This window comes from Limosilactobacillus avium (assembly GCF_947381485.1).
In the GTDB taxonomy this organism is placed as follows: Bacteria; Bacillota; Bacilli; order Lactobacillales; family Lactobacillaceae; genus Limosilactobacillus; species Limosilactobacillus avium.
Genome location: NZ_CANCWN010000019.1, coordinates 1 through 16,295 on the forward strand (window position 1 = coordinate 1; position 16,295 = coordinate 16,295).

At 45.9% G+C, this 16,295-nt stretch carries 9 protein-coding genes and 3 pseudogenes; 3 read left to right on the forward strand and 9 right to left on the reverse strand.

Features of this window, described 5'->3' with window-relative positions:
- Positions 1–583 precede the first annotated feature (583 nt).
- A pseudogene (locus QOS01_RS10795) lies at positions 584–1,612 on the forward strand (AEC family transporter).
- Between the two features lie 121 nt (positions 1,613–1,733).
- Here QOS01_RS10795 and QOS01_RS06875 read toward each other — a convergent pair.
- The 4 genes and pseudogenes from QOS01_RS06875 to QOS01_RS06890 form a co-directional block, all read right to left on the reverse strand.
- Positions 1,734–2,126 (reverse strand): annotated as a pseudogene (locus QOS01_RS06875) (RNA-guided endonuclease TnpB family protein); the annotation flags it as partial.
- A 59-nt stretch (positions 2,127–2,185) separates the two neighbouring features.
- Complete coding sequence (locus tag QOS01_RS06880) at positions 2,186–3,334, reverse strand: lactonase family protein (protein ID WP_283621680.1); 1,149 nt, start codon at positions 3,332–3,334, stop codon at positions 2,186–2,188.
- Between the two features lie 19 nt (positions 3,335–3,353).
- A complete protein-coding gene (locus tag QOS01_RS06885) occupies positions 3,354–4,577 on the reverse strand; it encodes a mandelate racemase/muconate lactonizing enzyme family protein (protein ID WP_283621681.1) in 1,224 nt (407 codons plus the stop codon).
- 308 nt (positions 4,578–4,885) lie between these two features.
- A complete protein-coding gene (locus QOS01_RS06890; RefSeq protein ID WP_283621682.1) occupies positions 4,886–6,412 on the reverse strand; it encodes a UxaA family hydrolase in 1,527 nt (508 codons plus the stop codon).
- Positions 6,413–6,648: 236 nt separating this feature from the next.
- Between QOS01_RS06890 and QOS01_RS06895 the strand changes: the two genes are divergently transcribed.
- Positions 6,649–7,971: a gluconate:H+ symporter gene (locus QOS01_RS06895; protein ID WP_283621683.1), complete on the forward strand. Its 1,323-nt coding sequence runs from the start codon at positions 6,649–6,651 to the stop codon at positions 7,969–7,971.
- Between the two features lie 88 nt (positions 7,972–8,059).
- Here QOS01_RS06895 and QOS01_RS06900 read toward each other — a convergent pair whose 3' ends face one another.
- From QOS01_RS06900 to QOS01_RS06920, 5 genes are all read right to left on the reverse strand, one after another.
- Entirely contained in the window at positions 8,060–9,109 is a 1,050-nt protein-coding gene (locus tag QOS01_RS06900; RefSeq protein ID WP_283621684.1) for a hypothetical protein, read from the reverse strand.
- A gap of 110 nt (positions 9,110–9,219) precedes the next feature.
- Positions 9,220–9,777: an elongation factor P gene (gene efp / locus QOS01_RS06905; protein ID WP_283621685.1), complete on the reverse strand. Its 558-nt coding sequence runs from the start codon at positions 9,775–9,777 to the stop codon at positions 9,220–9,222.
- A 177-nt stretch (positions 9,778–9,954) separates the two neighbouring features.
- On the reverse strand, positions 9,955–11,778 hold the full coding sequence (locus QOS01_RS06910) for a cation:proton antiporter domain-containing protein (protein WP_283621686.1): 1,824 nt from the start codon (positions 11,776–11,778) through the stop codon (positions 9,955–9,957).
- 517 nt (positions 11,779–12,295) lie between these two features.
- Positions 12,296–13,336, reverse strand: coding sequence for a zinc-binding dehydrogenase (locus tag QOS01_RS06915; protein ID WP_283621687.1), 1,041 nt, complete (start codon positions 13,334–13,336; stop codon positions 12,296–12,298).
- Between the two features lie 98 nt (positions 13,337–13,434).
- Positions 13,435–14,520 carry an Ldh family oxidoreductase gene (locus QOS01_RS06920; protein WP_283621688.1) on the reverse strand — a complete coding sequence of 362 codons (1,086 nt, stop codon included), beginning with the start codon at positions 14,518–14,520 and terminating at the stop codon, positions 13,435–13,437.
- 321 nt (positions 14,521–14,841) lie between these two features.
- On the opposite strand from QOS01_RS06920, the pseudogene QOS01_RS06925 reads away from it, so the two are divergent.
- A pseudogene (locus tag QOS01_RS06925) lies at positions 14,842–16,232 on the forward strand (MFS transporter).
- Positions 16,233–16,295 lie beyond the last annotated feature (63 nt).

Sequence of the window (16,295 nt, forward strand, 5' to 3'; positions counted from 1 at the left end):
TTGGCATACACCAATCGAGATCTTCCTGCTTAATCTACGTCATTAAATTCGTTCAAGTTATTTCTTGCAATCTGCCACAATAATTAAAAATGTTTTTAACCGACCAATTTCCATTATGTCCCACCTTAATTCGCTCTCCATTACACTATTAATGTAGATTTTAACATAGTTCTGTAATGATTAAGTGAACTAATACTTCACCTGGAGAACGAATCACTACTTTTCTTTATCGATTGATCAACATATAATTTTGGTATAAAGCTTGAATGCTTAAAAGTACACAGTTAATTGTTAGGCAATTCAAACTTTAGTCCTCTTTTAAGTACCTTAAACTATGCAGCGAGAGGCAAAGATAGTAATAGTTGTCAGTAATAAGTTAGTGGCGTTGTTTTTAGGAAAGAAAAAGAGTATTAAAAATTCGCTTAACCTTATTTGGGTAAATACTGCAGCAGCTGTCGCAATACTAGTTCTTTATGGTTTTACCATTTATTTGTTGCTGATTTCTAATCTGTCTTGAACTCGATTTTTAGTCGTAATCGCATTTTGCGATTGCGGCTTTTCTATTAGTTAGGAGTTTTTATAAATGAACATCACCAATAGCTTTCTAACTGTCTTACATAATAACCAGATTACTGGTACTGTTGCCGCGGTTATCATTATCATCCTCGCCGGTTATTTCTTAACACTGCAAGGAATTTTTACTAGCGAGTTGGAACATCAACTCACTAAATTAATTTTGACATTATCCGTTCCCGCACTTTCTTTTATTGCTTTTTTGCAACCCCTAGATACTCACCTTCTTCGCGAAGGCGTCATAATTATTATGTGGGGATTTATTCTCTATATCGGTCTTTTATTCATAACTCCCTGGCTTTACCCCTTTGTCCATCAGCAAAGTCAAAGAAGGGTGTTTGGTATTATCACCACTTTCGGTTCTACTACCATCTTTGGGCTGCCAATTGCGGGAGCGATATATGGGGCCAAGGGGATTGTCTGTGCCTCGCTTTTCAATATTGCCTACCGGCTCTTGCTCTATACCTATGTTTATATGGTGATGGCACATCGACAACTTAAATAGGGAACTATTCGGAAGATTTTCGTCAATCCAATCGTTATTGCTACCCTTCTTGGCCTTTGCTGTTGGTTACTACAAAATGAGGCTCCACAGATTTTAGTCAACCATCAGAGTGTCGCTTTCTATCGAATCGACCTTACAGCACCATGGCTCTATCGACCACTTAAGTACCTGGCGGACCTTACAGCACCGTTATCATGGCTAATAATTGGCTGTACTCTTGGTAACCTCCCTTTCAAACAAATTATTCTAGACAAAATAGCTTGGTATTATGCAGTTGTTAAATCAGTTCTAGTACCCCTATTTTGTCTGCTTATCTTATTACTAGGTCAGCATATGCACTTGCTTGCAATTAGTACGACAGCAATTGCTACTGCGACCCTACTCATGACTTCACCCACTTCAACTATTCCTGTTGCCTATTCAATTAACTATCATAACTTCCCCAAAACTACTACTAAGTGCTCAATGGTCTCCAATATCTCCTCTATCATTATTCTCCCATTTTGGATAACCGTCTTAAACATGATCAAGTAACTGTGAACTACTCGGCCATTAATAACCGCGCTTCTGGGAACACGGAGTAGTATTTAGGATATTATACCTGTATTCAGGATACCTAACTTACAGAACTCCACTCTTTTACCATGGCTAGTCCCTAGCCAATAGCTTTTAATCCTTGATGCAAGATATTAACTGCCGCATTAATATCGCGGTCGTGATGGGCACCACAGTTTGGGCAAGTCCATTCACGAATTTGTAACGGCTTTGGTCCGCTATGGTAACCACAGTAGCTACAAATTTGACTGGTATAGTTCGGTTTAACAGTTACTAATTTCTTACCATACCAGGCACATTTATATGCCAGCATAATGCGAAACTGATACCAACTAGCATTCGTAATGGCCTTAGTTAGGCGATGATTTTTCTGAAGGTTTTTGGCTTTCAAATCTTCAATGACGATTACGTCGAACTGCTTAACTAAAGTTGTTGTCAATTTATGTAAATAGTCTTTACGCTGGTTCGCTACCTTGACGTGTTTCCTTGCCCGTTTTCAAAAAAAGCTAGCCAGGAAAATCTGGTTAGCTTTTTGGTTAATATCTATAAAAATTATGCAAAGAAATCAGTTGCTTCAAGTACCCGAACACAGGCATCATGCTTAATTCCCTCCTGAGCAACAGATAGGTACCCGGTTTCAGGGTCACGCTTAAAGAGAATTAACTCGTGTGGCATCTGATTAGCAACTAGCATAAAGTCGCCATTCTTGCTCAAATCAAAATCACGTGGTGAAACGCCATTCGTTTTGATTGTTTGAATTTTTTCAAGATGGGCTCCACCATCAAGAACCCGGTAAACAGCTAGCGAGTTATGACCACGATTAGAGGAGTAAACAAATTTTCCATCTGCAGAAACTCTAATTCCGGCAGATTGATTGTGGCCAGCAAACCCTTCAGGAATATTAGAATAACTTGCAATCCGGCTCAGTGTCCCGGTTGCGGGGTTATACTTTACAACCGCCGTCCGACTGCCAACTTCGTTCAGCACATAAACATAGTTATTAGTGTTCTTATTAAATGCTAGTTGCCGTGGGCCAAATCCCGCCTCTGTATGGTATTCAGAAACTTGCGTTAAACTAGCATCATCATTGACATCGTAAACCAGTAACTTATCAGCACCTAGGGAGCAGACAATCAACCGACCATCAGGTAGTAACCGGGTAAAGTGGATGTGGGCAGCATCCTGAACCGCCTTAGGGCCCCGGCCTTCAATTGGGTAACGATGGGCAGTAACAAATTGGTAATTGTCATCAAGCTTCCAAGTCAGAATAGCATTGGTATTGTAATTAGCAGCGAAGACCATCTTCCGCTTATCATCAAGGTAGACATAGGATGGCACCGTGTATTTTAATTCATTCCAGTAGTATAAGTGGTCAAAGTAGTTATAGGCCTCATAACTCCCCTTCACGGACTGGTCAAGCATTGATTCAGAAATCAACTTACCCTTGCCCGTTTGCGGGTCAAAGTCAATGATACCAACGCCACCGGTTTCATCATTCTTCGTCATAACAACTGCAATCTTATGGTCCTTAATAGAGTAGTTAAAGAATGCTGGGTTCTCAAGTTTTGTTACCAAATTAATATCAGTAATTTTACCCTTGTCAGTATCCAGATTAGCAACATAGATTCCTTCTGAAGAATTATGCTTACCACCAGTGTAACTATCAGCGGTATATCCACCAAGTAAAAACTTATCTTCCATGACTTTTCCTCCTCAAAAATTAGTCGATTGTTTCCACTAAACTCTGCTTAATAATGTCCGGTTTAAGCTCTTGCCCAATTCCTGGCCGGTCGGGTACCTTCACCTGACCATTAACCGGAATCAAGTCATCATAAACCGCTGCGGCCCGGTCTTTCGTGTACATTGCCCGTTGGTAAACTTCGTGAATGTAGAAGTTCGGGATAACCGCCTCAACCTGCAATGCCGCCGCGATTGCGATTGGTGAACCACAAACATGAACCTGCGCGTTAATGTCGTAAGTGTAAGCCATATCACAGATCTTCTTGGTTTCAGTAATTCCACCAGCCAAGGTCAAGTCTGGTTGAACAATATCAATTGACCGGTCTTCTAGCATCTGTCGGAAGCCCCACCGGGTGAAGGTCCGTTCACCACCAGCGATGGCCATGTCGGCCGGCATGTTTTCCCGAACAATCTTGTAGAAGTTAGGATTCATCGGGTCAACCGGTTCTTCGTAGTACAAGATGTGCAGTGGCTCAAAGGCATGGGCATATTCAATTGCCGCTGTTGTATCAGTATTGGCGTGCATATCGATAATAATATCAAAGTCCGGACCAACTGCGTCCCGAATTGCCTTCACCCGGTCATAAGCAATTTGGATTTCCCGGTGATTGAGTGGGCCCTTTGTGTTCCAAGGCTTCTTCGGATCATCCCCCCACATGATTGGGTCAAACTTAAGGGCAGTGAATCCTTCTGCCTTAACTCGCCGCGCAACATCAGCATATTCGGCTGGTGTTGAAAGCTTTGGTAACTTCGGATCTGGTGCCTCACCCCAGTTGTATTGCAACTGACTAGCATAAGCACGTAAATGATCATTTGTCTTTCCACCAAGAAGTTGATAAACCGGTGTTTTATAATATTTCCCCTTAATGTCCCACAGGGCAATATCAATTGCACTAATTGCAGCGTTTGGTACAACTCCCCCAGCAATTCCCCAGTAAGTAGTTCGTTGGAGCTTATCCCAAATTGCCTCAATATTCATCGGATCATCACCAATAATGGTTCGTGCAAAATCCTGGACCATTCCATAGCCAGCGCGCCAGCCTTTTCCGTAAGCAAGGCCAGCCTCACCAAACCCAGAAATCCCCTCGTCAGTGTTAATACGCACGATAATAGGTGACCATTCTTCCGTTGAACCACCACCATTGCCGCTGAAGCTAACGTCTGGAGAAGGAATCTTCATTACATCAATACTTGTAATCTTCATAGTTATCCCCCTAAACTCTGTATTATTAAATAATTCAAATTTAATTTAGTAGAGAAAGCTTTTTCTAACTGTCTTTATCATAGTGATACTTTTCACGATTTCACAGTCACAATCAATTCACCACAAGAACCGAAATTCGCCGTAAATATGCTTCAAGATTCTCCGATCATGTGATTAACATCTCAAGGGCAAGTATAAAAAAGTTCCTAATATTCAAGAAATGAACATTAGGAACTTTAATTATATGAAGAATTCGTACATGATTCGCCTAGCGATACAACCTATTCTATTATGTTATTCATTATCAATTATGACATTGGTGCTGGGTTGAACAAAACCATATCATTGTAGAGTTGAAGTGATTCTGCAACACTCTTCTTTTCGCCACTGGCAACGTCAAGAATATAGTTAAAGAGTTCCGTTCCAACTTCTTCAACTGTCTTTTCACCAGTAGCAATGGTTCCGGCATTAATGTCAATCAAGTCTTGCCAGAACTCTTTCAAATCTGTACGGGTGCAGACCTTGATAACTGGTGCAGCTTCAAGGTTATACGGTGTTCCCCGGCCGGTAACAAAGACTTCTAGCCCCATTCCAGAAGCTAGTTGCATTGGTCCAACAACAAAGTCACCAGCTGGTGTAGCGTTAAAGATAAGACCATGTTTTGTAGGAATAGAACCAGCAGAAATAACTTCAGCAATCGGTGCCGAACCAGACTTAGCAATTGATCCCATTGACTTCTCAACAATTGTTGAAAGGCCACCTTTCCGGTTACCTGGAGTTGGGTTAGCAGAACGGTCAACTCCACCAGCAGCCAGGTAGTTATCATACCATGACATTTCCTTAATTAACTTATTACAGTTTGGCTGGTCTGGAATACGACGGGCAATAAACTGAACCCCATCACGAACTTCACTAACTTCGGAAAACATAGTAGTTCCACCGCCAGCAACAATCAGATCAGAAGCATAGCCGGCGCTGGTGTTCCCAGTAACCCCGGAGAAAGCGTCTGACCCACCACATTGGAAACCAACATTCAACTTGGAGAGTGGTTGTTCTGTCCGCTTCCGCTGATTTAAGACCTTTAACTTCTTCTCTGCCATTTCCATGATGGCATCAATCATTGCTGGGAAGCCACGGTAATTTTGGAGAAGCATGAAATTATCATCATTAACCTGGTCCTTATCTACCAGCATCTCCGGTTGTAACTTTTCACATCCGAGGCCGACCATCATAATTTGGCCACCAAAGTTCGGATTTTTCATAATATTCCGCAGCTCACGGATTGGTACCCGCGCTTCTTTGGCATTGATAGCAACCCCACAACCATAGCCGTGACGAATTAATACAATATCATCAACGTTTGGATACTTAGGCAGAACTTCCTTTTTTAGACGATCCACCGCACGTTGGCAAATTCCTGCAACACATTGAACGGTTGTCATGATTCCTAAGATATTCCGTGTTCCGGCATACTTACACCCTGGGACACTGTAACCCATCCACGTTGTCCGCTTCGGTTGCGGAAGTTCATCAAGACTCTTAATGTTCTTCCCGTATTCTTTCTTTAATTCTTGAAGATCCGTTGACGGTGGTAATATTAGTGAATTTTCGTTTACCCAATCACCAGCCTTAATATCATCCTTAGCGTATCCAAGGACAACACCGTACCGCATTACCGGTTCCCCTTTTGGAATATCAACAAGTGCTACCTTGTGTGCCTGAGGGATTTTAGTATTTGCGGTAACTTTACCCAGAGCGACCTCACCTGGTTGCAATTCATGCAGTGCAATTGCGACATTATCTTCCGGCCGCATTTTTACTACGTTAACTTCCATGTCTGTCTCCTCTCATAAACTCGTTTTAACAATCCATAGTTACATTATAGTTATATTTTTCACAAATAAACGGCCCTTTTGGTTCATCAGGGGAACTAAACCAGTTGTCAGTCGTTAACCCCCTTTCGTATTTTGTTCATCAGGAGAACCAGATGTGACTGTGGCCATATCTATTCTTTCACTATACTAAAAATAAAGTTTGTTAACTATTACACAAGCCGATTGGAGGATTCGACATGGCAATTCTAGTAATGCTAATAGGGGTGGTACTGTTATTCCTACTCATTATTAAATTCCGTCTAAACACATTTGTTTCATTATTAGTTGGTCTCTTTCTTGGGATTCCCTGGACAAAGTTACCAACTGTAATTGAAAAAGGGATTGGTGATCAGGTCGGCCACTTAGCAATTATCTTTGGCCTTGGTGCCATGCTTGGTCAGCTAATTTCTGATTCTGGTGCTGGTTTTAAGATTGCCGATACCTTTACCAAACACTTTGGTCGTAAGTATATCGAAATTGCCGTTGTTCTGACATCTTTTATTATCGGACTAGCAATGTTCTTTGAAGTTGGCTTAGTCATTCTTCTACCAATCATTTATGCGGTTGCCATTGAGCTAGACCTCTCCTTTCTCTACCTTGCATTGCCAATGGCCGTTTCCTTAAACGTAGCACACGCATTTCTCCCCCCTCATCCGTCACCGGTAGCGGTTGCCAGCATTTTGCACGCTTCACTTGGTCACGTGCTTTTAATTGGACTGTTGTGTGCCATTCCAGTGGTTATCATTGCAGGGCCCCTCTACAACCACCTACTAATGAAAATTTATCCGAGTGTGTATCGAAAAAACGTTAAAATCGAAGTTCTTGGCACGATCCATCAGCCACGTATTAAAGACCAACTTCCAAGCTTTACTACTAGCATTTTAACGGCAACTATGCCAATAATTCTAATCATTATCGCTACTGTTACCAAATATATTCTACCTAACTCTAATATTATCAGTATTATTTTACAGTTTATTGGTGAGCCTGATGTTGCAATGATCATTTCACTACTGATTGCCGTCTTCACACTGGGAATTAGACGAGGAACAAGAATGAAAAGAATTGGCCAATCAATGGAAAATGCCATCAAGCAGATTGCAATGATGCTCCTTATCATCGGTGGTGCTGGTGCTTTTAAGCAAGTTCTGGTTACCGGTGGAGTGGCCAACGATATTTCAGCACTATTTATCCATTCCAACATCTCACCACTAATCGCAGCCTGGTTAATTCCAGCCCTACTTCATTTTTGCCTTGGCTCAACCACCGTGGCTGCTCTTACCGGTGCAGGACTTGTTGCCCCACTAGTCGCCGGAACAGGTATCAGCCCAATCCTCATGGTGCTTGCCGTTGGTGCCGGTTCAACTTTTGGTGATCACGTTAATGGCGCCGGTTTTTGGATGGTTAAAGAATACTTTGGCTTAAGCTTGAAAGAAGCCCTAGCAACCTGGAGCGTACTGACTTGCGTTACTTCAGTAGTTGGCCTTCTTGTTGTCTTATTCATGTCCCTATTTATCTAACGTGAACTACTCGGCCATTAATGACCGAGCTTCTGGGAACAAAAAGGCCAGTCAATACCCAACCGCCTGACTGGCCTTTTCATATGGGTTAATTCATGTAGTCTAAATCATCATACTGCGTATCTGCTTGCTGCTTGGCCATGTCCTGACTCTGGTAATATACCGCATCGACGTGGAGGTCAGCACCGCCGGCCTCAACCAGGACCTTGACCTGCTTACCGTTGATGGTTTCATCGTGAACAGCAAAGTAGGTCCCGGCACCAGCGGTTTGGGTCCACCCGTGGATGCAAAGCCAGTTCATCCCCTTGGCGTTAACAAAGGTTGCCCGGGCCCAATCCTTCGTGGCGTCCATCACCGCCTTATTGGTTGTGTTGCTGTCATCATCCAAGAAGGAGTCATCCTGCTTGTATAATGACTCAGTACTACCACCATCCGAGTCACTGTAACGGAAGGTATGGCTGCCAAAGGTAACCGTCCCGTCGCTATCGTCGTCAGCGGTGTACCAAGTCCCCTGCATCTCGCTTGGCACGTTGACCGGGCCCTTATTACCGTACTTACCAGTCTGGGCACTCGTACCCGTCCCTGCATTATCTGCGCTGGGACTCGTCAAGCCACCGTTCGTCTTGTCGACTACCTTAGCCCCCTTAGAAAGGTTATTGACCAACTGTCCCTGGCCATTGTCGTTCAGGTAGTCGACCATTGCAGAACGACTAACCGTGCCCAGCTTCTTGGCCTGACCCGTGTCCGCATTTTCGTAAATGGTAACGTTACTTCCCTTTAGCGTGTATACCAGGCCACTTGGCTGACCGTTAACGGTCACGTTGTAGACCACGCCCTGGCCATTGTCACTCAGCTGGTACTTACTCGTCCGGAAAAGATTCACCTGCAGGCCCTTCTGTTGGGCTGACTTAGCAGTTGAAGCCCACTTATTGCCGTACTTATTACCAGCATAAGCAGTGATTACCGCAACCGATTGCTGTGGTGACTGGTTATCCTTATCAACCTTATCGTTTGTCTTTGCCGCAATCAGGCTGGACGATGAACTCTGCTGGCTGCTGCCGTTGGAATGGGCACCACAACCAGCGAGCAGGAGGGCGACCCCCGCTACTAAAGCTAAGCTTAACTTTCTACTTTTCAATGTACTTCCCCCACTAATTATTTTCTCTCCTAATATACACCTAAATACCAGTAAACAAAAAAGCCCCGCAGTCGAAATCACGACCGCGGGGCTTTAGTTAAAATCAATTATTAGGCACGGGACTTGTAACTGCCATCAGTGGTGTTGATGATCAGCTTGTCACCAGTCTTGATGAAGGCTGGAACGTTAACAACTAAGCCAGTGCTCATGGTAGCAGGCTTACCACCACCATCGATGGTAGCACCCTTGATCATTGGTTCAGTTTGGGCAACGGTCATTTCAACAGTGGTTGGTAATTCAACACCGATGATGTCGCCGTTAACAAAGTTCAGAGTGATGTTCATGTTTTCAACCAGGTAGTTACGGTCGTCACCCAGTTGTTCGTGAGTCAGGGTGTATTGGTCGTAAGTTTCCAGGTCCATGAAGACAGCGGAGTCACCTTCGTCGTAAAGGTATTGCGCGTTCCGCTTGTCAACGTTGACTTGTTCAACCTTTTCGGATGGCCGCATCGTCGTGTGCACAATGGAACCAGTCCGTACGTCTTGGATGTCCATTTGCATCAAAGTGTTACCCTTACCTGGCTTGTGGTGGTTGATTTGCAAAACCTTTAACAGCTTGCCGCCACGTTCAAAAACCATGCCTTTTTTCAAATCGATTGTTTGAATCATCTTAAAACACCTTCATTAATATAGATTATTGCATCTGGCCCGCCGCCAGCCGCAGCGGTTACTGCCAGAACGTTTTTGATGGCCCAATCAGCTACCGGGCCATAGCACATTATCCATTGTATCACATTCCGCAATTTTGCTATACGTTAAAAGCCGGCAATATTCAAAAAATCGGTTCTACTTAAGGGCCGACTGCAGTTTTTCGGCGATATTCCGCGGGCCAGCGAAGAAAAGTTGGTCCCCTTCTTCAAGGACGGTCCCCTCATCCGGCGAAATTGTCTGCCCGTGCCGGAAGATCTTGCTGACCGTAACCTTGTTAACTGAAGGCAGGGCGGCTAGGGGCTGACCGACATACTTGGCAGCCCTGACAGTGGCGGTGAAGAATTCGTCCTCCGTATTCCGCAGCATGTTTAAGACCACTGGTGTTTCAATCATCGTCCGCAGCACACTGATATTGACGTTAAACGGGTTGTAAACTTCAATTCCCTGGGCCCGTAGTTTATCGAACTGTCCGTTCCCCTGGTCTGGATTCCCCTGAGCAGCAATTACCCGGTTAACTCCCTGGTCCTTGGCAATTTGCGCTAGGCGAGCATTCTTATCGCTATCTTCAAAGGCCACAACCATCAAGTCAGTATCAAAGTAGTGCCCCTTCTTCAGGCTGTCAACGTCAATTTTCGGTAAGAAAGTTAAATTGGCAACCTTATTCCGGTATGTCTGGTAGTTATCCTTGAGGTCGGTGGCCACGCGGATGTCATACCAGTTCTTGGACAGTTGCCGGGTCACTGGAATAGTTGCTACGTTGGCCCCTAAGATAACGACCCGTTCCTTAACCCGATCGGCATCCGATAAGTGGTAAAGGGAGTTAAAGCCGATTGGTCCCAGTACACAGGCAATCAGGGCCGCCAGGACAAAGGCATCCGACTGCAGTGCCGTGATGGTGTGCAGGTTCTGGGCCACTTGCAGGGCTGGCAAAACTAAGGTAATCGTCGTGACCATTAAGAATCCCCCGGCAAAGGCGTTCTTCTTTGTAAACGACCGCCGGAAGACAAAAAGGGTCGGCAGCTTGGCCAGGATAAAGCACAGCACCAGAACCGGAATTAAGGTTAAACCGTGTGGGTCGGCAAACAGGCTCCGCAGGTCGAGTTTGACCCCGGTCATGATGAAGAAGAATGGAATCAGAAAGCCATAGCCAATTGATGTCAGCTTCTTTTCAGTTGCTTCTGCGGGTTCCAAGAGTTTCATAACCATCCCGGCCAAAAAGGCCCCCAGGATGTTTTCGGCCCCCACGTCATCGGCAACCGCAACCAGCGTGAAGATTAGGAAAAAGGCCAGACGGATATCCAACTGGGTCGTCGCCTTTGAAATCTGGTTAAACCAGATAAACGGCTTCTTAAAACGCCGCAGTAGGAAGATTGCGGCAACAAAGAGGAGGACGATCAGCCACAGGCGGCCGGCATTACCACCGTTAACCGATGCGTAAATCGTCAGGGCCATCATTGGAACGACTTCACCAAGGACCGCCGTCAACATCAGGGTTTGGCCCGCCGGCTGGTTCAAGATATCCTTCTCCTTGAGTGTCGGAATGACGACCCCCAGAGCAATGGTTGAAAATAGTAAAACGGCAAACAACATGTCAGGAAAGAGTCCCGTTACCTGAAGGACTCCGGCTAAGACGACCGAACAAATCAAAACAACGACGAAGGCCGTTACCGCAATATTAAGCGGTGACGAGCCCTTGTCCTTCTTCTTGGTCGGGTCCTTTTTGAACAGGTCAAAGTTAATCTCCATCCCCGATAAAAACATCAGCATCATTACCCCAAGTGTTGACATCATCTGAAGTGACTCCGTCTGAATAACGATGTTAAAGACACTCTTGCCAAGAATAATCCCGGTAATAATTTCCGCCACCGCGGTTGGCACATTAGTAATCTTAAACCGTGCCATCACGATTGGGATAATCAGTGCAGCAAACATTACAATTATGAACGATATTTTCCCCATGATTGAACTTCCCTAGTTAATAAAATATTTTTTGCTAATTATTAATATTAGCTACTCAATGGCAATTTTAGAACTTTTTAATTTAAAAATTAGGTAATACTGTAAATTTAACTACCGATAACAAAAAGAAGCGCGATGCTGGCAGTGCACCGCGCTTCTCTTTGCATAAGTATTGAAGTCATTTTTACCGATTCTATTATGAGATGTGTCCTGATGATTTCTTTACTACATATACCTATTTATCTACAAGTAAATAATATCTTTTAGGGACACGCTTGTTAACCGATTGTAAGCAATACGAAATAAAAAATTTTATGCTTTGTTGTATAAGAAGATGCCGTGAGCCCTCATTAGTTAAATTTCACTTTTCGTGATATAAGTGAAAACAAGAAAATAGAAATTTTAATTTGGTATTTCTGATTTTTGTTCGTAATTTCACTAACTTTGCTGACCACTTACGCTCCATTCAATATAAAAACAGCCTCGCATTTTTCAGCGAGACTGTCTTTAATTAATACTAATCCATTACCAGGTAAGACTTGATTGCCTGACGTTGGTCCATTGCCTCGTAAGCGGCTTGAATCTGGTCCAGGCTAAATTCCTTCGTGAAGACCTTGCCGGGGTTAATTTCACCGTCAAGGACGGCCTTGAGAAGGGCTTCCTTGTCATAAGTAGTGACGGAAGCTGGGCCCCCAGCCACAATGGTGTTCTTGTAGAATGGCGTCGTCATGTCCTGCTTTGGCGTGTGTGGCAGGCCAACCCGGCCAACAATCGCGCCGGGACGACCAACCTTCATTGCCGTATCCGTAGACTGCTCAGTCCCGACACATTCAAGGACCGCGTCAGCACCAGCACCGTTCGTCAGGTCCATAATGGCTTTAACCGCCTCGTCACCACGAACGGCAACGTTATCGGTGGCACCGAATTCCTTGGCGAGGGCTTGTCGGTCGGCGTGGCGGCTGGTGGAGATAATCTTCTTAGCGCCCCGCATCTTGGCAGCGATGATGGCACACAGGCCAACCGCACCGTCGCCCATTACGACAACCGTGTCACCGGCACCAACATTGGCAACCCGGGCAGCATGGTAACCAGTGGCCATGACGTCAGCCAGGGTCAGGAGGGACTTCTTCATCCCCTCACTGTAGTCTTCGGGCTTGCCAGGGATCTTTACCAGTGCCCATTGACCGTGTTGGAAGCGGATGTATTCAGCCTGGACCCCAGACGAGAAGTTATCAGTGTGTGCCTGACAGGAACCGTCAAAGCCGGCCTGACAAGCAGCACACTGTCCGCAACCGTGGGTAAATGGGGCAATTACGAAGTCGCCCGGCTTAACCGTGGTGATATCGTCACCGACTTCTTCAACGACCCCGATTGCCTCGTGGCTGGAGTTTTCGGAGTGGGCTTCTACCGGGTTGATCCCCCGGAAGTTCCACAGGTCGGAGCCACAAACACATGCCCGTAACACCTTAATGATTACGTCATCTGGCTTCTGAACCGTTGGCTTGTCAACGTCCTTCAGTTCCATTTGACCCTTACTTGCAAAGAATGCTTTTTTCATTGTCCAAGTCTCCCTTCTGTTTACCTATAATTGTACCCAATTAGTGAGCAGAAGGGTAATACTTTGATTTTATTATTCACCATACCGTCAGGGCATACTTAGATGGCTTGGGGAACATCAACGCCGAGCTCCTTACCGATTGCGGTAATTTCTTCGTAGGTCTTATCGTCGACCGCTACCCCGTTTTGCTGGTTTTCCTTCAGGTAACGGTATTCACGGTCACCAGGAACCCAGGTCTGTTTGCCAGGAACGTGTTCCAGTCCCCGAATCCGGTCTAACATTGCCGTAGCGTCTTTCTTCAAGGTCTCCGGGTCACCAAAGAAGGCTGGGTCAAAGGCAAAGAGGAATTGACTGAAGTCGTGCTTGCCCTTGACTGTGTCGGCCGAAATCGAACCCTGGGCCAGAATTCCCGTCAGCAGTTCAACGACGATTGAGTTACCCATTCCCTTGTAGTTGGCGTTAACTTCCTTGTTACCGCCAAGGGTGACCAGACCGCCACCCCTTTGTGGGCCCTCACTAAAGGCCGCCGTAGCCAGGATATCTTCAGCTTCCTTTGGGTCCTTAACAACTTTGCGGTTCTTATCAACGACCCATTCGCCTGGCAGTTCCTGGCCCTTCTTATCGGCAACCTGGATCTTACCACCGGCTACTGCGGCCGTGGCCCCATCAAACATGAACGGGTGGGGGCTAGCTGGGAAGCCAAAGGCAAAGGCGTTGGAGCCAAGAAATGCCTGCGTGGCGTTTGTCGGCACTACCAGGGGCCGGGTATTGGTCAGGGCAATCCCGACCAGGCCCGCATGCAGTGCCTGGCGGGCGTAGTAGCCAGCAATTCCAAAGTGGTTAGAGTTACGGACAACCCCAATGCCGACACCGACCTTCTTAGCCTTCTCGATTACCTTGTTCATTGCCAGGTGGGCGGCAATTTGCCCCATGTTTTGGTTAGCATCGACGAGCACGGAACCCGGCAGTTCACGGAGGACCTTAGGCTGCTTAGTCGGCACAATTGTCCCGTCCTTAATCATCCGCCGGTACCAGGCTAACCGTTGAATCCCGTGGGAGGAGATACCCCGCAGGTCCGCGTCCACCAGGGTGTCGGCCAGCAAGTGACCATCCTGTTCGGAAAAACCTAACTTATCAAAGACCGTTTCTAGGTACGTACGTTCATCAGTTGCTTTTACACGCATAACATAATCACCTTTCTATGTTTATGAGACTTTTTCTAATGTTCAGGTGCAAATATTGCGGCTAAGGGGAACAAGCAATTTTGGGTTCATCACCACCTAAGATATTGGCATTCTAACCTTATTACCCCGTTGTTAGGTATCACTGAAACTAAGATTCCCGCGACATTCTCCTCAGTGCTTCTTAAGTTATTATTTTTAATTTTAATCAAATTCAAATGAAAAGCAACGGTTTGTTATCGTTTATTCATTTTTGCCTTGACGAGTTAATAATCACTCAATATAATGCTTCACGTTAATTCACTTTACTTAGGAGGCCTCTTAATGCAAGAATCCGTAAAAATCCCTCGTAAGGTCATTGCTGCCATCGTTGCGACCGGCCTGATGTCCTTCTGTGGGGTCATTGTTGAGACGGCAATGAACATCTCCTTTCCCAAACTAATGGAAGAATTCAACGTGACAACTAATATCGTTCAGTGGATGACGTCCATCTACCTACTAGTTGTCGCCATCATTGTGCCCCTTTCGGCCCTCTTGAAGAGGAGCTTCCCGACCAAGAAAATCTTCGTGACCGCCAACCTCCTCTTTATCATTGGGGTCACAATTGACGCCCTGGCGCAGAGCTTTCCCCTGCTCCTGCTTGGTCGGGCAATTCAGGGGATTGGCACCGGGATTGCCCTCCCCTTAATGTTTAACATTATTATGGAACAGGTCCCCCGGCAAAAGATCGGCATGATGATGGGCTTCGGTAACCTCATCACCGGGATTGCCCCGGCGATCGGTCCGACCTTTGGGGGAATCATCGTTTCTAGTCTGGGGTGGCGGTGGATCTTTATCATCCTCCTCCCCTTCCTGGCCTTCTCACTAATTGCCGGCTGCTGGGGAATCCTCCAGAAGTCAACGGTCGAGCGGCAACATTTCGACTTTATCAGTTGCCTGCTGATTGCGGTGATGTTCACCGGCCTGGTCGTTGGCTTCAGCAACCTTTCTGCCACCCCACTGTTTAGTTTAACCAGCGGTGGAATGATTCTCCTCGGCCTGATTGCCATGGCCCTGCTCGCCTGGCGGTCACTGCACATCAGCCAGCCGGTCCTTGACTTCCGTCTCTTTGGCAACCACCGTTTTGCTGGCCACGTCCTGATCTTCTTTCTGACCCAGATGTGCTCACTTGGTTTTGCCTTCCTGTTGCCAAATACATCCAGCTGGTCAACCACAATACTGCCTTAATTGCTGGCCTCATCGTGATGCCGGCCGGTTTCCTGGGTGCTATCTTTGCACCAGTTGGTGGACGCCTGCTCGATACCCATGGTCCGAAGCGGCCGGTGGTTGCGGGAATCACCCTGATGCTCGTTGCCATTCTGGCCTTCACCATCATGGCCCGGCAATTGAATAACGCCTTTATTACCCTTGTTTACTGCCTTTACATGGCTGGAATGGGGATGCTGATGGGGACGGTTATGACTTCCGCCCTTTCAACGTTGTCAGGTGCGCAGTCGCCACAGGGGAATGCCATTCTCAACACCCTCCAGCAGTTTGCCGGTTCAATGGGAACCTCACTAGTTGCCATGATCGTCGCCAAGAGTCAGGTTGGTGTTGGCAAGACACCGGCAGCGACTGCCATGGGAACCAGTCACGCCTTTGTTTTAATGTTGGGCTTTGCAATCATCATTTACCTCTGTGTTCTGAAGTTTGTTCCTAAGAAAATCAGTAAGTAAAAAGCAAGCGGCCCAGACGTTTTCCGACGTGAGAACCGCTTGCTTTTTATAATAAAGAATAAT